Source organism: Pseudoalteromonas sp. SG44-17, assembly GCF_014164235.1.
Taxonomy (GTDB): domain Bacteria; phylum Pseudomonadota; class Gammaproteobacteria; order Enterobacterales; family Alteromonadaceae; genus Pseudoalteromonas; species Pseudoalteromonas rhizosphaerae.
The window spans coordinates 16,593-35,180 of the sequence record NZ_JACJEV010000016.1 but is presented as its reverse complement, the minus strand read 5'-3'; the positions used below and the strand labels follow the sequence as shown (position 1 = coordinate 35,180).

The following is an 18,588-nucleotide window of genomic DNA, read 5'->3' as shown; positions in this document are numbered from 1 at the left end:
TAAGCAAATTAATTTTGCAAAGCCCTAATATTATAGATTAATTAGCTAGTTAACATATTACGCAGTACATACTGTAAAATGCCGCCATGTTTGTAGTAATCCCACTCTTTGGGGGTATCAATACGGACATCGGCACTAAAGCTTAGTTTTTTGCCTTCGCTATTAGTGGCAACGACACTAACTTCCTTGGTTTTATCGTAGAGACCTTCGATATCGAACTGCTCTTGACCTGTTAACCCCAGTGATTCATGGCTCTCACCTGCTTTAAATTGCAGTGGTAGCACGCCCATACCAATTAGGTTCGAGCGATGAATACGCTCATAACTTTGCGCAATGACCGCTTTAATACCTAATAATAGCGAACCTTTCGCTGCCCAGTCTCGTGATGAACCCGTACCATACTCAGCACCGGCAAGCACAACGAGCGGTACGCCTTGCTGTTGATACGCCATTGCAGCATCGTAAATACTGGCAAGCTCATCATCAGGTTGAGTGCGCGTTACACCGCCTTCGGTGCCTGGTGCAAGCAAGTTTTTTAAGCGTACATTGGCAAATGTACCGCGCATCATTACTTCATGATTACCACGGCGAGAACCGTATGAGTTAAATTGCGATTTATCTACGCCATTTTCTTGTAAGTATTCGCCAGCAGGCGCGCTTGCTTTAATTGCACCAGCAGGGGAGATATGATCAGTAGTGACGGAATCGCCAAGTTTTGCTAAACAGCGAGCACCCGTAATAGTAGGGATGCCTGGTGGTTCTGTCGTCATGCCATCAAAAAACGGCGCTTTTTTAATATACGTTGAGGCATCATCCCAGTCATAAAGTTTACCATCAGGAATTTTGATTTGTTGCCAGCGATCATCACCCTTATAAACATTACCGTAACTGGTAGCGAACATTTCTTTAGTGACGGTTTTTTTCACCAGTTCATTCACTTCGCTGACACTAGGCCAAATATTTTTCAGGTAAATATCGTTACCATTAGCATCTTGCGCAAGTGGCTCGTTATAAACATCGATATCAGTACGACCTGCAATCGCATAGGCGACAACTAAAGGTGGTGAGGCTAAAAAGTTCATTTTCACATCTTGGTGAATACGTCCTTCAAAGTTACGGTTACCCGATAAAATAGAGCTTACTACTAATTTATGTTGTTGAATTGCCTCACTGATCTCATCGGCAAGCGGACCTGAGTTACCAATACAGGTAGTGCAGCCATAACCTACTAGGTTAAAGCCAAGTGCATCTAAATCATCCATCAGGCCTGCTTTTTTTAAGTAGTCAGTGACCACTTGTGAGCCAGGTGCCAGTGATGTTTTTACCCAAGGTTTTACGTTAATTCCTAACTGGCGAGCTTTTTGCGCGACTAAACCCGCGGCTAAAATCACACTTGGGTTAGAAGTGTTGGTACAGCTAGTAATGGCAGCAATTACACAAGCGCCATCTTTTAACTCAAATTCTTGCCCTTTAAAGTTAACCTTTGCTGCGCCCATAAATTGCGCTTCGTTGGTTGGCTCATCAGGATTAGTGACAGGGCCTTCACCTTCAATTCGTGATTGCTGTTCATCACTATCGTCGCGCTTAGCAAGACGTTCATCTTGAAAGGTTTTTAAATGATTGGCAATAACTTCGCCAGCTTGATCAAGGGCAATTCTGTCTTGTGGACGTTTCGGACCGGCAAGGCTTGGCACTACATCATTTAGGTTTAATTCGAGCTTGTCGGTGTAATTTGCTTCATCGCCATCGTTGCGCCATAAACCTTGATGTTTTGCGTAGTCTGCTATCAGTTTTAGCTGTGTTTCATCACGGTTGGTTAAACGAAGATAATTAATTGTTTCATCATCGATAGGGAAAATACCACAGGTAGCGCCGTATTCCGGTGCCATGTTGGCTATGGTTGCGCGGTCGGCCAGTGGTAAATCAGCAAGGCCATCGCCATAAAATTCTACAAATTTACCGACAACGCCATGCTTACGCAATATTTCAGTAACGGTCAGCACTAAATCGGTCGCTGTGGTGCCCTCCGGTAAACGGCCGTTGAGCTTCATACCCACCACTTGCGGGATCAGTAAGCTAATTGGCTGGCCTAGCATTGCAGCTTCTGCTTCGATGCCGCCTACACCCCAACCAAGTACGCCTAAGCCGTTGATCATAGTGGTATGTGAATCAGTACCGACTAAGGTGTCAGGGTAAGCAAATTTTTGCCCATTGCGCTCTTCATTAAAGACAACGCGAGCAAGGTATTCTAAATTCACTTGGTGAACAATACCCGTTGCTGGTGGCACAACTTTTAAGTTATCAAAGGCTGTTTGGCCCCAGCGTAAAAACTCATAACGTTCTTTATTGCGTTCGTACTCAAGCTTGGCATTTAAATCAAATGAGCCATCTTCACCATAACCGTCTACTTGTACTGAGTGGTCGATAACTAATTCCGCAGGGGATAATGGGTTTATTTTCGCAGGATCGCCGCCAAGTCTTTCCATAGCATCACGCATTGCGGCCAAATCGACGATTGCTGGCACGCCAGTAAAATCTTGCATCACCACGCGGGCCGGTGTAAATGCTACCTCAGCACTGGGCTTGGCTTGTGAATCCCAGTTTAGCAACGCTTCAATATCTTGTTTTTTGATATTTACGCCGTCTTCATTGCGCAGTAAGTTTTCGAGTAGGATCTTGAGCGAGAACGGCAGTCGCTTGGCTTTATCGCCTAAACCTTGCAGTGAATGGATATGAAACTGCTCACCGTTGATAGTGAGTTGTTTTTGGGTGTCAAAACTATTGTTCATTATGTGCCCCTAAGTTAGATGAATATCCTTAAATGGTACTTAAGTGGTAAATGTAACCTCTCTTTAAATAGTTAAAATGCAAAGTACATACCAGTGTGTTTTTGCGCGATTTTTATACAGGTAATAGAATATATATGATGCTGAAAATTTATATTTCAAGCGTCAGCAGTAAAACAATAGTAACTCAATAGCGTGTTTTACAGTAGCCAACCTTGCTGTTTGCCTTTGTGGCTTAGCAGTAGCAGGATAATTGCAATTACGACTACAAATATTGGCATAAACACCGCGCTGGCACCGAGTAATTCAATACTATTAATAACAATGAAATTATAAAATTGCTGGATAAAAATCCCAGCGAGTGAGAGCGCAAAAAGCACTCGAGCAATGGCTTTTTTAAGTAATAATAAAATACAGCCTAAGACTCCACCAAAAACCGCGGTAGCGAATGCAATAGTTGACCAAATTGGTGTATTTGAATATGCAGCTTGTTGTTCTATAGGGAGTATACTTATCATGTCTGGAGTCATGAGCATTTGCATAATGAATGCAATTACCCCAAGAAAGTTCCAAATAAGGGCTGCCCAAGCGACAGATTTTAACCAGTGCGGAGGAGTCATACATTACCTTTTAAACTATTATTTAAAAAGTTATTAAAGGCGACTACGGCTACTTTTACAAGTTGCACGTAGTCTAAATTGGATTAGCCGAATGAAATAGGGCGACGGCCTGTTTTTTCATCCACTTTTGGTTTTTTGGTACGTTTACGCTTAGCTTTAGCAGGCGCGTTAGTAGCAGGCTCTGCACTTTGTTGTGGTTCAGGTTGCGTTGATGTAACAGGGCGCTCTGCTGGAATAGCACTTTCGCTTAATGTCAGTTGAAATTGCTCACCATCAAATTCAAGAATGTCGCCACTGTATAATTTTTTCCGCTTGATTGTACAAATTTCATGGTTAACGCCAACATAACCTTCAGTGATAAGGTTTTTGGCTTGGCCGCCACCTTCGACTAAATCAAGAACTTTTAAGAGTTTGCATAGCTCAATTGGCTCTTCTTCTAATTCAATTTCAATATATTCGTCGTTCATGTTTGATCTCATTAAGGTAGGGCACAGCCTGTAGTATAAAGGCTGTGCGCGACTTTTGCATCAAGCAGCCTAAAGTCTACAGGGCATTAAATAGAATTAACCTGAAACTATCTCGAATTTTATACCGTCTTTAAAAAAACGGTAGTAATTCAAGCGTAGTATCCGCGTGAAAAGCTGGCCTACAATTTGCTGTTCGAATCGAATTCGATATTTAGTTGGTCATTTTATTACAAATGCCGCAGTACTGGAGATTTAACATGGGCGTAAGACTAGCCATGAAAAAAGAGCTAATGGGTTTAGAGGGTTCTGACTTTATGACCGCAGATGATGTGCGTGCGCGGCTTAATCAGGTTGTAAAGAAAGCATCGCAACAACCAGAGCGAGGCTTTTCGCTTATTTCACGTTTTAACGACAATCACAGCCAATTAAGTTGTGGTGAAAATAGCAAAGAAAAACTACTTGAGTTTCAACGACACCGCTTGTTTAAGGATGTTTTATATACCCGTAAAAGCGTGGATGCTTGGCTCAATAGCCAAGTGAATTAACTTGCTATAAATAGTCACCTCGAATAGACTACATTTGTAATCTATTCGAGGTGACTATGAAATATGGCATTTTAATTGGCATGTTGTTATTTCTAACAGCCTGTCAGCACCCTACAGTGTATGTCTATACGGAGGGTTTAACTGTTTTGCAAAAACAACAACTGACAGAGCAACTACAACAGCAGACCTTGCCTTTTCAATTTACTGAACTGCCAGTACCCAAAGAGTTTAGTGCTGCGACATTATTAACCTCAGAAGATAAAATACTGACTTCTGAAACAGAGCAACTTGCCAATATTATGCAAGCGATGGGTTATCAGCCGCAGCTTAATTATGTGTCGGTGGCTAATCATCATTATAGCGATGGCAATATTGGCTTTTACTTACGTGGTGAGCAAATAGAGCAAGGTTTTGACGTGCCGCAACAGCTGCGTACTACTGGTTGCGTTGAAGACCGCTACAATAACCTTAAAGTCAGATTTTTTGATAACTTGGTTGAGTTTACTTTACTAAATGGTGCCCGCGCTCAGTTAGTTTGGCAGCGTTATGAAAATTATTTAGTCATCAATTATAGAAATATTTCGCAGTCATACACGCATTCAACCCCTTTGGTTGCAACGCCTTTTGGTGAAAAACCCTCAGATACATTTCGTTATACTGCGCATGTTGAGAGTCCGCAATGGTTAAACTGTTCGCTACAGGTTGTGTATATGGATTAGCCGCGTGACTCGAGGTAATCGCTTAATTTAGTAATACGTCTACTCATCCCTTCGATAATGCGGTCTTTAATTTTTTCGCGGATCACATTTGGTAAACGTATTAGTGCTTCGCTGGTAATCGCCAGTACTATGGTATCGCTTTTAGCACGAGCACTGGTGCTGTGCTCGCGGTTATTTATAAACGCACCTTCACCAATAAATTCGCCGGGTTCAATGGTGCCTAAATCCATCAAATGACTATGTTTAAATACCACAATAGCGCCGCTGAGCACGATATACAGTTGTTTGTCGTTATCAAACTGCTTAAACACAAAGCGATCTTTATTGATCAAGTATAAGTGACTGAATGACTCCAGTAATACTTGGCGCTCATTGAGGCTGAACTCTCTAAAAAAACTCAGCCTATTAAGTATCTCCATCTGCTTTATTAATGGAATATGCTCGATTAACTTCAACTTATTTTCCTTCGTTTGAGCAGGGAAGTTAGTTGATATTGCGCTCTTTTAATTTACGGGTCAATGTATTGCGGCCCCAGCCTATTTTTACTGCGGCTTCTTGTTTATGTCCTGCACAGTTTGCCAATGCGGTTTTAATTAGGCGGGTTTCTAATTGCGCTTGTACATTAGGCCAGATGTTTTCTTTACCTTGCTTAAGCTCTAGATTAAGCCATTGTTGAAAGGCATCAAGCCAATCACCCTCTTGTTGAGTCTCGTCAATTGCTAAGATCTCTGGAGGTAAGTCTTGCTCACTCACAAGCTCGCCGGGAGCCATAACGGTAAGCCAGCGGCAGGTGTTCTCTAGTTGACGAACATTGCCAGGCCAGTTGAACAAGCGTAGTAAGTCGGTGGCTTTTGAGCTGAGAATTTTGCTTTCGACTTGTAAGTCTTTGGCGCTTTTATGTAAAAAATGCTGTGCTAAGCGTTCAATGTCTTCGGTACGTTCACGCAGTGCAGGTAGGCGCAGGCGCACAACATTTAAGCGATGAAATAAATCGTCTCTGAATTTGCCTTGTTTTACTAAGTCTTCAAGGTTTTGGTGAGTCGCGGCAATGATCCGGACATCAACTTTAATACTTTGATGGCCACCAACACGGTAAAACTCACCATCAGCTAAAACACGCAGCAAACGGGTTTGTACATCCAGCGGCATATCACCAATCTCATCTAAGAATAGCGTACCGCCATTGGCTTGCTCAAAGCGACCTTTACGTACGCTATCAGCACCAGTAAAAGCGCCTTTTTCATGGCCAAATAGCTCTGATTCAACCAACTCTTTTGGAATAGCTGCCATGTTTAAGGCAATAAACTGGTTTTCTTTGCGTGGGCTGTGGTTATGTAAAGCACTGGCTACCAATTCTTTACCGGTACCAGATTCACCATTGATAAGTACGCTCATACTTGATGCTGACAGCTTACCTATTGCCCGAAATACTTCCTGCATGGCTGGCGCTTCGCCAATGATATGGGCACTTTTAGGTGGTGCGGGTTTACGTTTTACTTTTTTAGTTGAGTTAGCGCGACACGCGCTTTCTACTAACGCAACTGCTTCATTTAAATCAAATGGTTTGGCTAGGTATTCAAAAGCACCTTTTTGAAACGCATTTACCGCTGAATCTAAATCTGAATGCGCAGTCATGATGATCACTGGCAAGCCTGGGTTTTGTTCAGCGATCAGTTCTAATAATGCCATACCATCCATACCAGGCATACGTACATCAGACACCAGTACCGTAGGTTGGCTAAACTTTAATGCTGACAGCACGTCTTGTGCATTAGAAAAACTTTCAGCATTAAATCCTGCGCGAGTTAGTGCTTTTTCAAGTACAAAGCGAATAGATGCATCATCATCAACCAGCCAAACTGTTTTCATGCAAACTCCAAAAACCGATTAATCCGCAAAAGGCAGATATATATTAAACTCTGTATGACCTGGCCAGCTATCGCATTCTATATAGCCGTTGTGTTGATCGATCAAGGTTTGTGCAATCGAGAGACCTAAGCCAGAACCACCTTCTTTGTTGGTGATCATCGGGTAAAATAATGTCTCTTTGATGCTGGAATCGATACCTGGTCCGTCATCTGAAATTTGGATCAGCAGTGCCTTTTTAGGGGCTTTTCCGGGGCGACGTTGCTGGTGATTAATACGTGTTTTAATTTTTATCACGCCACCACCGACTAACGCTTGTTGTGCATTTCGAACGATGTTAAGTACTACTTGCTGAATTTTACCTTGGTCAATATAGACATCAGGTATACTTGGGTCGTAATCTTTTTCCAAGCTAATATTGGCGCAATTATCTAATGTACTTAGTTTAATTACAGACTCTAAGGTTTGATGAATATTACCGTATGACTTTTGTGGTAATTGATTCGGGCCCAGTAGCCTGTCAACAAGCTCTCGTAAGCGATCGGCTTGTTCAATAATTAATTCTGCACATTCATCCCGTTCTTGCTGATCAACCTCATACTGCAATAATTGCGCCGCTCCGCGAATTCCGCCTAAAGGATTTTTGATTTCATGAGCAAGCCCTCTAATTAGGTTACGTGCTGCTTGATATTGATGCATTTGATTAGAAGCTTGATCGTGGCGAATTTCATCATCAGTTTGGCGACACTCGAATAAAATAAAATACTCATTTTGTAACTTCACGCGACGCGAACTAATTGCTAGTTTGGCATGACGAGAATCAACAAAAACCACGTCAGCTCTGTGCTGGTGGCAATCTACACCATCTACCAAAGAGTATTGTGCAATGCGTTTAAGGTCAATGGAATGGTAATTAAAAAGACTGTCAAACGGTTGATTGAGGATACGTTTAGGGCCTAATCCTAACAGTTCACTGGCGCTATTATTAGCGTAAATAAGGGTGAATTGTTGATCAAGTAAGATCACTGCCGTTGACAGGTTTTGCCAAATGCTAGTTAGTAACTCAGGGTTAAAATTTTTATTATCGGGCATGGTTGCACCATTTTAGTGCGTTGATGATTATTAGCAGCTTAGCACAAATATTTTAAGTAAATTATGGTCTTTGATAGAAATACATGGTTTTTATAAAGACGATGCTCTATGCATATAAAATGTGCTCACTGGACTAACAGAGACAACAGAGCCTTGTGGATCAAATAGCTTCAGTTGCAATGTGTGTTCGCCACGGTTTACCTCGCGCAGAGCAAAAGTACTGATATTGCTAGGTTCTGCGTACGGTGCGCCATCAACTAGTAGTTGAATTTTAAAACCATTCTCAAAGCGTGGTGTTATACGGCTAGTTACATACACTGAACCGGTATTTTCACGAACAGTGCCTTGATCGGCAGGGGAAGAAATAACCGCTTTATAGCTTTTCACAGCCGCTGGTTGCTGTTCATCTAAAATGCTTGTATCAACAGTCGGCATCGACAAACTTTGATTGGTGAGCTTGATTTCTTGCGCACCTGGTTTAGGAGTATCTGAAAATACTGATACGCCATTTTTATCTTTCCAAGAATAAATTTTTTTATCGCCAGAATAGCCATAAAAGCTGATTAAAATCAGAGTTACTAGTAATAAAAGCGTCTTTTTCACCTTGTCACCTTGCATTTTTTGCACTAATTAAACTTTAGTGGAGAATGGGAAAATTAGCCATAAAAAAAGCCCGCAGAACGGGCCTTGAGAACACACATATATTATCTATAAGATAATTTTTCTACAGCCTAATTAACAGCTGTAGTACATTTCGAACTCAACAGGGTGAGTCGTCATGTTAAGCTTTTCAACTTCTTTAGACTTAAGCGCAATGTAAGCATCGATTAAATCGTTAGTGAATACACCACCTTGATTTAAGAACTCACGGTCAGCATCTAGAGACGCAAGCGCTTCTTGTAGTGAAGTTGCAACTGTTGGGATTTCTGCTGCTTCTTCTGCTGGTAAGTCGTATAAATCTTTATCCATTGCATCGCCAGGGTGGATCTTGTTTTTGATACCATCAAGGCCAGCCATAAGCATTGCAGAGAAAGCAAGGTATGGGTTAGCTGTTGGATCTGGGAAGCGTACTTCGATACGACGACCTTTTTCTGATGGAACCACTGGGATACGGATTGATGCAGAACGGTTACGTGCAGAGTACGCAAGCATTACTGGCGCTTCAAAGCCTGGTACTAAACGTTTGTACGAGTTAGTAGACGCATTTGCAAAAGCATTGATTGCTTTAGCATGCTTGATAATACCACCGATGTAGTAAAGCGCTTCTTCAGAAAGACCGCCGTACTTGTCGCCTGCGAATAAGTTAACACCGTCTTTAGCTAAAGACTGGTGACAGTGCATACCAGAACCATTGTCACCAACGATTGGCTTAGGCATGAAGGTAGCTGTTTTGCCATATAAATGAGCCATGTTATGGATAACATATTTCATTTCTTGGATTTCATCCGCTTTTAATACCATAGTGTTAAAGCGAGTTGCGATTTCGTTTTGACCAGCTGTAGCCACTTCGTGGTGATGCGCTTCTACAACTTGACCTAGCTCTTCAAGAACTAAACACGTCGCTGAACGCCAATCTTGGAAATCATCAACTGGAGCAACAGGGAAATAACCACCTTTCACGCCTGGACGATGGCCAGTGTTGCCGCCTTCGTAGCTTTTATCTGAGTTCCAAGCTGCTTGCTTAGAATCAATTTTGTACATTGAACCTGACATATCAGTTTTGTATTTGATGTCATCAAATACGAAGAACTCTGGCTCAGGACCAAATAGCACGGTATCAGCAATACCAGTCGAACGCATGTACTCTTCAGCGCGCTTAGCAACTGAACGAGGATCACGCTCATAACCTTGTAATGTGCCAGGTTCAACAACATCACAACGTAAAATTAAAGTAGCTTCTTCTGTGAAAGGGTCTAATTTAGCAGACTCAGCAACAGGTAGTAATACCATGTCTGATTCATTAATGCCTTTCCAACCAGCAATTGAAGAACCGTCAAACATTTTGCCGTCTTCAAAAAAATCTTCATCTACTTGGTGATGAGGAATAGAAACATGTTGCTCTTTACCTTTGGTATCAGTAAAGCGTAAATCAACGAACTTAACGTCATTTTCTTTAATAAAATCTAAAACCGATTGTGACATGTGTCCTCCAACTGTTGGGTTTTATTTTGCTGCATAATTGCTTTTGCTTTTATAGTAAGCGGCTTTTATGCCATTTTTATAGTGCATTGTTTTTTAAAGTTAAAAAATAAGTTATACATCCAGCTGTTATATGTTTTGCACCATATTGGATCGGCTTGTGATCATTTTGGTGCGTCAGTGTGGTCACTTCTCTTTGGCGCTAAATTGTATAGATTATAAACACCAACATAAAGCTAACTTACTCACCAAATACTGCCAAATTATGACAATAATAGCTAGGAATGAGCAAAATAGTGACAAATTGAAAAATTAAATTAATTAAAATGTCATATATAAAACAGATACTTATTGCAAGTATAAAGAAAGTTTTGAAATATATATTGGATAAACTTTCATCCATGTCATTAATAAGGGATAATATGCGCCCTTTTAAATCCTATGCTGGGACATCTCGTGAAAACGCAGATGAGTGCGTAGATCTTGCAGGATCAATGAGAATTTAATTTCTCTGAGTAAAAATATGAGCATCGAAAAGTTAAGAAATATAGCGATTATCGCGCACGTTGACCACGGTAAAACAACATTGGTTGACAAACTACTTGAGCAATCAGGTACATTAGAAACACGCGGCGGTAACGAAGAGCGCGTGATGGACTCAAACGACATTGAGAAAGAACGTGGTATTACCATTTTGGCGAAAAACACAGCCATTTCATGGAATGACTACCATATCAATATCGTAGACACCCCTGGACACGCCGACTTTGGCGGTGAAGTTGAACGCGTACTTTCGATGGCTGACTCAGTATTACTACTTGTTGATGCTCAAGAAGGTCCAATGCCACAAACGCGTTTCGTTACGCAAAAAGCATTCGCGCAAGGCTTAAAGCCAATCGTTGTTATCAATAAAATTGATAAACCAGGTGCACGTCCTGATTGGGTTATGGATCAAATCTTTGATTTATTCGACAACCTAGGCGCAACTGACGAACAGTTAGACTTTAAAGTAATCTATGCATCAGCAATTAACGGCTGGGCAACATTAGATTTAGACGAGCCATCAGACAACATGGAACCTATGTTCAAGATGATCGTTGACGAAGTATCACCACCGGATGCAGATCCTGAAGGTGACTTCCAAATGCAGATTTCGCAACTTGATTACAACTCATATGTTGGTGTAGTCGGTATCGGTCGTATCAAACGTGGTTCTGTTGCTCCTAACCAACAAGTTACTATTATCAGTGCCGATGGTACTAAACGTAATGGTAAAATTGGCGCAGTACAAAGCTACCTAGGCCTTGAGCGTATCGAAACTGATAAAGCTTACGCTGGTAACATCGTAACAGTAACAGGTATTGGTGAGCTTAAGATTTCTGATACAGTTTGTTTCCCTGGCAACGTTGAGGCATTACCACCACTAAGTGTTGATGAGCCAACTGTAACAATGACATTCTCTGTAAATAACTCACCTTTCTGTGGTAAAGAAGGTAAGTTTGTAACGTCACGTAATATCCGTGAGCGTTTAGACAAAGAATTAGTACACAACGTAGCACTTCGCGTTGAAGATACTGCTAGCCCAGATAGCTTCCGTGTATCTGGTCGTGGTGAATTACACCTAGGTATCTTAATCGAAAACATGCGTCGTGAAGGTTACGAGCTAGCTGTTTCTCGTCCAGAAGTAATCTTACGTACTGTTGATGGCGTTCTAGAAGAACCGTTTGAAACAGTAACAATTGACTGTCAAGATGAGCACCAAGGTTCTGTAATGGAGCAAATTGGTCTTCGTAAAGGCGAACTAACAAATATGACGCCAGATGGCAAAGGTCGTATGCGTTTAGACTTTATGATCCCAAGTCGTGGTTTAATCGGTTTCCAAACTGATTTCATGACGCTTACATCAGGTTCTGGTCTTATGTACCATACTTTCGACCATTACGGTCCGCACAAAGGTGGCGAGATCGGTGTTCGTAAGAACGGTGTAATGATTGCAAATGCAACAGGTAAAGCACTTACTAACGCATTATTCAACTTACAAGAACGTGGTCGCTTATTCATCGGTCACGGTGTTGAAGTATACGAAGGTATGGTTATCGGTATTCATAACCGTGATAACGACCTTACAGTTAACGCCCTTAAAGGCAAGCAGTTAACTAACGTACGTGCATCTGGTACTGATGAAGCGCAAACGCTTTCTCCGCACCTAAACTACTCACTTGAGCAAGCGCTTGAGTTCATCGATGATGACGAGCTAGTTGAAGTAACACCACTAAACATTCGTATCCGTAAGCGTCATCTTACAGAAAACGAACGTAAACGTGCTGGTCGTGCGCCTAAAGGATAATCACCTTATAAATTAAGCTGATTTTAAAAGCCGCTGTATTGCAAAATACAGCGGCTTTTTTGTGGGTGAAAACAAAAGAGCTGTAAGCGACAAGCTGTCAATAATAGCTGCTAGGTTAGAGGTGCTAGGATCTAGGTTAAAAGCGTTCTCATCACCAAGAGGGTGCACAGAAACAGTAAAGTTTAATCAAATCCAGCAATCGTTGCTGTTGATATTATGTTTATTATGAAATGATTCATTAGGTAGTCGCTAGATTTCAAAAAATCTTGCAACATAATCTATCTCTGGGAATAATCTTTTTCCTCTAAAAGCGCAGCGCCTCTTATCCTCTTTGTGAATAATTCACTTAAAGATTTTTTGCACAAAGAGAAGTGAATGAGGAAAGGCTGAAACAACAGATAATGCAAAGCTCCTGCGTTTATTGGGAGTGTATTTTTGGTTGGGTTTCGCTTCGCTCACTCCAACCTGGCGGCTAACCTCCATCACTTTTTCGGTAATAACGTAACCTTTCCAAATACGCTGGCGTCGATATAGCCTAGGTTGCGGCTGCCATTTACGGGTTGTACTTCATGCGAACCCATAAAGTGCTCACGAATTTTACTGCCGTCGTTATCGCAGTAGGCGAGCATAAAGCCGATTACTTGCTTTGCCGTTAACTTAAGCGGGGTGTTTGGCACACCTTCTTGGAAATCATTCGGGTAGAGCTTAATGGCTACTTCCCATGTGATGTTATATGGGGCGGTACTGTTTCGTTGCCAGTGGCTGATTAAATGATCTGTGTATAAATGGGGTTTTTTATCAGCTCCGAAATCGGCAGCTTGGTTATCAAGACCAATGTGATAGGCAAACGCAGTATGATTGAACTGATGGTTACCGCCAGATGCGTCGCTATCAATAAACACTTCTAAGGCATCATCGTCCCAGTACTTATCGGTAGGATCTGGATGGGTATCAATTAGTACATCATCCACAATATCGGCTTGTAAATACAGGTAGTTTTCATCCCAAAGTAACTTGTAGCGGCCTTTAAAGTCTTTATCTGAGTCAGGCAAGGTGCCATCCATAAGAAAAGGCATAGGCTGCCATTTTGCTTGGTCCCATGCGCTTTCAGATACACCGTCAATAGTAATTGGTGTTGCTGTATGCTCTACATCGATAGCCATAGCGGCGTTGCTCATTAATAGGCCTAAGGTAAGCGCGGCTGTTTTCATCTAATTCTCAAAGTTTCTTATTTTGTTTGTGGTTCAATAGTGACTGAAACAAAAATTGAAAACAACAGACAGAATGTTCAGGTATAAAATTAGTGATAGTAATGGATCGTAAGTGAATACAGTTTTTTACATTTTCTCGCTCAGTTAACAGGTAAAGTAATGGCACTACTAGAATTAATATAAAAGGAATAATTGTGGCTAACGTATTGTTGTTGATTGTGGCTATGTTGTTATCTGGCTGTACTTCGTCGCAAGTAATGAGCTCGGGTTGTGACTTTGTTGTTGGTAGTGCACAAAGTCAGCAACGGCAAGTGCAGAACCACTCGCTTGATAGCTCAGAGACACACCAAACAGCGAATATAATTAATGGTTTTTTTAGTATGTTACTTGGGCCAATAAATCGCTCCCTCGGTGATGATGAATGCAAGACTGAAGAGCAATCGTATCAGTATCCAAGTGTCGTTTTATAGTGCGACACTTTGCCCTTCATTTAAAATATACAGCGGGATTTGTGACTTCATTTCATCATACATATGCAATAAGCGCAGCAATGCAGAATGGCTGCTGTGATCGCCCATCTTCCAACTTGAGTTGCCATAGCCCCAAGGTATCATAACTTTACAGTTAAGCTCCTGTGCGGCTGTTAAGGCATCCTCAGGAGTAGTATGTACATAACGATACCAGTTACCGTTTTCTTCATGGTAGTACGAGGCGATTGGCATTAAGCACACATCGATAGCGCCATATTTTTTCTGTATATCGTTAAAGTGTTTTGAATAGCCTGTGTCGCCTGCAAAAAATAAAGTGCTGCCATTTTGCTCAAGTAACCAGCCATTCCATAAATCTTTATCGTTATCTTCGTAAATAAAGGGCACTAACACACGACTGCTAAAATGATGCGCAGGTAGCGCATGAATGGTTAAATCATCAATTTTAGTTTTTGCATACCACGCCATTTCGCTAATATTAAAACCACCGGTAGGAAAGTTATCTGCCATACCAAGTGGTGTTAAGTAGCGAGGTTTATTACCTATGCTTTCAATGTCTGCTTTATTGAAGTGATCGTAATGGATATGAGAATAAATTACTGCGTCTAGATTGTTAAGTTCGCTTTCGCTAAGCCAATCGCCAGGTTTACGATAAAACCCAGATGCCAGCCGAAAAGCTAAATCAACAGGGGAGTCAAATTGCTCTTTTACTGGGTCAAATACAACTTGCTGGCCGTTAGGAGTGTTGATCATAAACCCGGCGTGACCGAGCCAGCGTACTGTGTAGCCGGTATTTAGTTGTGGTGCTAGTTGCGCGCCTTGATAGAGGCAGTTTTCACCCGGAGTTTCACATACCAAGTTAGCATTACTTGGGTAACAATCGCTTTCGCAGCTAATCGGATAGTTTTTTTTCCCTGGATAGAGGTTGTGGTAGCGCCCAGCCTGCTCACCCTCTTGATGAAGTGGCACAACAGTATCAGCGCCTGCAATTCTTTGCACATTATTGGCAGTGCTACACGCAGCTAATAAACTTGATGCGATAATTAAACTAGCTGCACGTATTTTCATTGTTTAATGTTTTTATAATTTTAATTAGGTAAAAGTGTAGCAAAAATAGCAGATGAAATAACACTTAAAAAGTAACAAGATATAACAACAAAAAAGCCTACATAAATGTAGGCTTTGATTACTCTGCGACTAGCAAACTAGCGCTCTTGATAAGTGACAGGCAAACTCACAGGCTGATTTAGCCTGCTTTACTCATTTGCTCAATAAATTTATTTGAATCAGCAATCGACTTGTTCATGTCATCCATTAACACTTTTATATCGCGCTTAAGATTAGTGAATTCACCTTGAATGGCTGATACAGCTTGTGCATTAAGGTTATGCTTCAAGTATAAAACATTGTCATGCAGTGATGACAGTACCGGCTCCATCTTGCTTTCAGCATTACGCATAGAGCGTAACAGTTTATCAAAGTCACGTTTGGTTGCGGTGAGCTTTTTATTACTTTCACGTTTAAGTGAAGCGTTAGAATATTGTTCTAATTCATCGCTCCATTCTTCAAACAATGCTTCAGCTACATCTTCAACTTTGTTGATGTTATTTGTAACGTCATTAGCAGCCGCAAGGCTAGATTCGTAGTCATCATTGAGTTGGTCATAGGCTGCTTGTACATCTCCACCATCAAAGTTAATCAATGTTGTTAAACGTTCAAGTGCAGATTGGAATTCCTCTTGAGACTCTTCTTGAGACTCTTTAGTTGCTTCTACGCGGTCCACTAAAATGTCACGCTTATGCACACCAACTGATTCCATAGCCGAGTAATATGCAGATTGGCAGCCAGATAAAGCCAATGATAAGGCCAATATTGGTGCGCTGAGTAAAGTCAGTTTTTTCATCGAGATCCCTTTTTAAATCCGTTAGTGCTGTAAATTATGTGGTGGATTGCTATGATAATCAAAACTATTTTAGCAGAAAGTTAACTTTATGAATGAAAAGGTCGCACATTATAAACAGCAGTTGAGGGTACTTATACGTCAGCAGCCAACGTGGTGGATGCAGTATATTAATCGCTGCATTGACGACCAAATTACTGTAAATGCTGGTTATTTAGCCTATGTAACCTTACTTTCATTGGTTCCTTTAATTGCAGTTGGCGTGGCTATTTTCTCGGCTTTTCCTGGCTTTGAAGATACCCGTATTGCTATTGAAAACTTTTTATTTACTAACTTTGTGCCTACCTCATCAGATGTAATTAAAGAGCATATAACGTCTTTTGCAGGTAATGCGAATCAAATGACTGCTGTAGGTATTGGTTTTCTTGCAGCGATAGCATTGCTACTGATCCGTAATGTTGATGCGACGCTGAATCGAATTTGGCGGATTAAAACCAAGCGACCAATGATGATTTCTTTCGCGGTATATTGGATGGTGTTGAGTTTAGGGCCATTGTTATTAGGCGCAAGTATTGGGGTTACTTCATATATTGTGTCGTTAGTATCATTTGCCGATCAGGGGATTCCGGGCTTTAGTGGCTTTTTATTAAAATTACTGCCTTATTTAATTTCTATGGCTGGCTTTATTATGCTCTATACTTTAGTGCCTAATACTCGCGTATCTTTTAAAGCTGCAGTACCAGGTGCTTTATTTGCAGCCTTGTTGTTTGAATTAACTAAAAAAGGTTTTGCGCTTTATATCAGTCACTTTCCTTCATACGAAGTGATTTATGGTGCGGTGGCAACTATTCCAATTTTATTTGTGTGGGTGTATTTGTCGTGGGTGGTTGTGTTACTCGGTGCAGAGTTTACAGTATGTATTGGCCCTAAAAATATCGAAGGTACATCTGATATTATCCTTGATGAGGGCGATGCTAATAAGTAATTCACTGCATCGCTGATAGGAGAGTCGGCATTATGCAGTTATATCCAAATATTACCCCATACCATGATTTTCATTTGAGTGTGGGAAGTGGGCACCAAATTCATGTACAAGAGTACGGTGATCCAGCTGGCCTGCCGGTGGTAATTTGCCATGGCGGGCCCGGCGTGGGTTTGCATGCTGATAATTGCCGTTTCTTTGATCCTACCCGTTATCGTATTATTTTATATAGCCAACGCGGCTGCGGGCAATCAACTCCTCATCTAACAAGCGCTAATACAACCTCAGAACTGGTCGCTGACCTTGATTATTTACGCACTTACTTAGGACTAGAAAAGTGGGTGTTAAGCGGTGGTTCGTGGGGAGCAACTCTGTGTTTGCTGTATGCCATTGAATACACTCAACATGTACATGGGTTAATTTTACGAGGCACGTTTTTGGCTACTTCAGCCGATTTTCAGTGGCTATATAGTCGTCATGGTGCTGCTGCACATTTTTATCCTGAATTATATGCGCGTTTTTCTCAGGATTTACCTGATGTTGCCAGCATTTTTGCGTTTTATCGGCGGCAATTAAATGATGATAATCAAATTAATGCAAATCACTTTGCTAAATTATGGTGCCAATGGGAAAACGTATTAAGCCATGGTAAACAGCAACATCAATGGGGGTTAAGTTCACCACAGTTGGGGCTTAATATGGCGCGTTTAATGGTCCATTACTTTACTGCTCAGTGTTTTATTACTGATAACTTCATTGGTGAACACTATAAAAAAATTAGTAAAATTCCTACTTGGTTTATTCATGGCAGGCATGATTTAGTGTGTCGTTTTAATGCCGTACAGCATTTAGCTGAGCAACTCAACGCACAGTTACTTATTTTAGATGGTGTTGGGCATGGTGTTGATAGTAATGTATATTTAGCGGCAGTGCGGCGTGCAGCCGATCTTATGTGTATCAAATTATCGAGGAATAGATGCAAGGATTAATTCAGCGCGTAAAACACGCAAAAGTTGAAGTGGATGGTCAGGTAATTGGTCAAATTGAGCAGGGGCTTTTATTGTTGCTTGGGGTTGAAAAGCATGATGATCAACAAAGCACTGATAAGCTGCTACATAAAGTTAGTAATTACCGCGTATTTAGCGATGAAAACGACAAAATGAATTTAAGCCTGCAAGATATTCAAGGTGAGTTATTGGTGGTATCGCAATTTACTCTGGCGGCAGATACTAAAAAAGGCATGCGCCCAAGCTTTTCATCAGCAGCCACACCTGCACAGGCTAATGAGCTATACGAATACTTTGTTAGCCAAGCTCGAGTTATGGGTTTAAGCGTAGCAACAGGACAATTTGCTGCGGATATGCAAGTAAGTTTATGTAATGATGGGCCGGTGACATTTAATTTAACAGTGTAGTTAAGGCTAGCA

Annotated in this window: 18 protein-coding genes; 7 read left to right on the top strand and 11 right to left on the bottom strand. The window is 41.2% G+C overall.

Going from position 1 to position 18,588, the window contains the following annotated elements; all coding sequences use genetic code 11:
• Window positions 1-41: 41 nt before the first annotated feature.
• From acnA to H5182_RS12525, 3 genes are all read right to left on the bottom strand, one after another.
• Window positions 42-2,789 (bottom strand): aconitate hydratase AcnA, encoded by a 2,748-nt coding sequence (acnA, locus tag H5182_RS12535; RefSeq protein ID WP_182760120.1) that lies wholly within the window; start codon window positions 2,787-2,789, stop codon window positions 42-44.
• A gap of 197 nt (window positions 2,790-2,986) precedes the next feature.
• On the bottom strand, window positions 2,987-3,406 hold the full coding sequence (locus H5182_RS12530) for a hypothetical protein (protein ID WP_182760119.1): 420 nt from the start codon (window positions 3,404-3,406) through the stop codon (window positions 2,987-2,989).
• 83 nt (window positions 3,407-3,489) lie between these two features.
• Window positions 3,490-3,873, bottom strand: coding sequence for an RNA-binding S4 domain-containing protein (locus tag H5182_RS12525; protein ID WP_149980457.1), 384 nt, complete (start codon window positions 3,871-3,873; stop codon window positions 3,490-3,492).
• Between the two features lie 257 nt (window positions 3,874-4,130).
• Here H5182_RS12525 and H5182_RS12520 point away from each other — a divergent pair, with 257 nt between their 5' ends.
• Both H5182_RS12520 and H5182_RS12515 read left to right on the top strand, forming a co-directional pair.
• Window positions 4,131-4,418: a hypothetical protein gene (locus H5182_RS12520; protein ID WP_182732343.1), complete on the top strand. Its 288-nt coding sequence runs from the start codon at window positions 4,131-4,133 to the stop codon at window positions 4,416-4,418.
• A 56-nt stretch (window positions 4,419-4,474) separates the two neighbouring features.
• Entirely contained in the window at window positions 4,475-5,137 is a 663-nt protein-coding gene (locus tag H5182_RS12515; protein WP_182760118.1) for a hypothetical protein, read from the top strand.
• On the opposite strand, the gene H5182_RS12510 is transcribed toward H5182_RS12515, so the two are convergent.
• The 5 genes from H5182_RS12510 to glnA all read right to left on the bottom strand — a co-directional run bounded on the left by H5182_RS12510 (window position 5,134) and on the right by glnA (window position 10,237).
• Complete coding sequence (locus H5182_RS12510; RefSeq protein ID WP_182732345.1) at window positions 5,134-5,592, bottom strand: cyclic nucleotide-binding domain-containing protein; 459 nt, start codon at window positions 5,590-5,592, stop codon at window positions 5,134-5,136. The genes H5182_RS12515 and H5182_RS12510 overlap by 4 nt on opposite strands.
• Before the next feature lie 28 nt (window positions 5,593-5,620).
• Window positions 5,621-7,006, bottom strand: a complete 1,386-nt coding sequence (gene ntrC, locus H5182_RS12505) for a nitrogen regulation protein NR(I) (RefSeq protein ID WP_145237940.1) — start codon at window positions 7,004-7,006, stop codon at window positions 5,621-5,623.
• Between the two features lie 18 nt (window positions 7,007-7,024).
• Entirely contained in the window at window positions 7,025-8,095 is a 1,071-nt protein-coding gene (gene glnL / locus H5182_RS12500) for a nitrogen regulation protein NR(II) (RefSeq protein WP_145237942.1), read from the bottom strand.
• Window positions 8,096-8,185: 90 nt separating this feature from the next.
• The gene (locus H5182_RS12495; RefSeq protein WP_246175485.1) at window positions 8,186-8,698 is read right to left on the bottom strand and encodes a DUF4124 domain-containing protein; all 513 of its coding nucleotides are present in this window, start codon (window positions 8,696-8,698) and stop codon (window positions 8,186-8,188) included.
• Window positions 8,699-8,830: 132 nt separating this feature from the next.
• Entirely contained in the window at window positions 8,831-10,237 is a 1,407-nt protein-coding gene (gene glnA / locus H5182_RS12490) for a glutamate--ammonia ligase (RefSeq protein WP_145237945.1), read from the bottom strand.
• 520 nt (window positions 10,238-10,757) lie between these two features.
• On the opposite strand from glnA, the gene typA reads away from it, so the two are divergent.
• Window positions 10,758-12,581 carry a translational GTPase TypA gene (gene typA / locus H5182_RS12485; RefSeq protein ID WP_145237948.1) on the top strand — a complete coding sequence of 608 codons (1,824 nt, stop codon included), beginning with the start codon at window positions 10,758-10,760 and terminating at the stop codon, window positions 12,579-12,581.
• A 482-nt stretch (window positions 12,582-13,063) separates the two neighbouring features.
• Here the strand turns inward: typA and H5182_RS12480 are convergent, their stop codons facing one another.
• A complete protein-coding gene (locus H5182_RS12480; protein WP_182732346.1) occupies window positions 13,064-13,792 on the bottom strand; it encodes a CBM9 family sugar-binding protein in 729 nt (242 codons plus the stop codon).
• 194 nt (window positions 13,793-13,986) lie between these two features.
• Here H5182_RS12480 and H5182_RS12475 point away from each other — a divergent pair, with 194 nt between their 5' ends.
• Window positions 13,987-14,262 carry a hypothetical protein gene (locus H5182_RS12475; protein WP_145237954.1) on the top strand — a complete coding sequence of 92 codons (276 nt, stop codon included), beginning with the start codon at window positions 13,987-13,989 and terminating at the stop codon, window positions 14,260-14,262.
• On the opposite strand, the gene H5182_RS12470 is transcribed toward H5182_RS12475, so the two are convergent.
• Both H5182_RS12470 and H5182_RS12465 read right to left on the bottom strand, forming a co-directional pair.
• Complete coding sequence (locus H5182_RS12470) at window positions 14,257-15,348, bottom strand: MBL fold metallo-hydrolase (RefSeq protein ID WP_182735689.1); 1,092 nt, start codon at window positions 15,346-15,348, stop codon at window positions 14,257-14,259. The two genes, H5182_RS12475 and H5182_RS12470, sit on opposite strands and share 6 nt — an antisense overlap.
• Window positions 15,349-15,526: 178 nt before the next feature.
• The gene (locus H5182_RS12465) at window positions 15,527-16,183 is read right to left on the bottom strand and encodes a DUF2959 domain-containing protein (protein ID WP_145237960.1); all 657 of its coding nucleotides are present in this window, start codon (window positions 16,181-16,183) and stop codon (window positions 15,527-15,529) included.
• 88 nt (window positions 16,184-16,271) lie between these two features.
• Between H5182_RS12465 and H5182_RS12460 the strand changes: the two genes are divergently transcribed.
• From H5182_RS12460 to dtd, 3 genes are read left to right on the top strand one after another with little or no spacing between them, the layout of a single operon-like run.
• The gene (locus H5182_RS12460) at window positions 16,272-17,165 is read left to right on the top strand and encodes a virulence factor BrkB family protein (protein WP_182735690.1); all 894 of its coding nucleotides are present in this window, start codon (window positions 16,272-16,274) and stop codon (window positions 17,163-17,165) included.
• 32 nt (window positions 17,166-17,197) lie between these two features.
• A complete protein-coding gene (locus tag H5182_RS12455; RefSeq protein WP_182760117.1) occupies window positions 17,198-18,151 on the top strand; it encodes an alpha/beta fold hydrolase in 954 nt (317 codons plus the stop codon).
• On the top strand, window positions 18,139-18,576 hold the full coding sequence (gene dtd, locus H5182_RS12450) for a D-aminoacyl-tRNA deacylase (RefSeq protein WP_182732350.1): 438 nt from the start codon (window positions 18,139-18,141) through the stop codon (window positions 18,574-18,576). The genes H5182_RS12455 and dtd overlap by 13 nt, the downstream gene beginning before the upstream one ends.
• The last annotated feature ends 12 nt before the right edge of the window (window positions 18,577-18,588 follow it).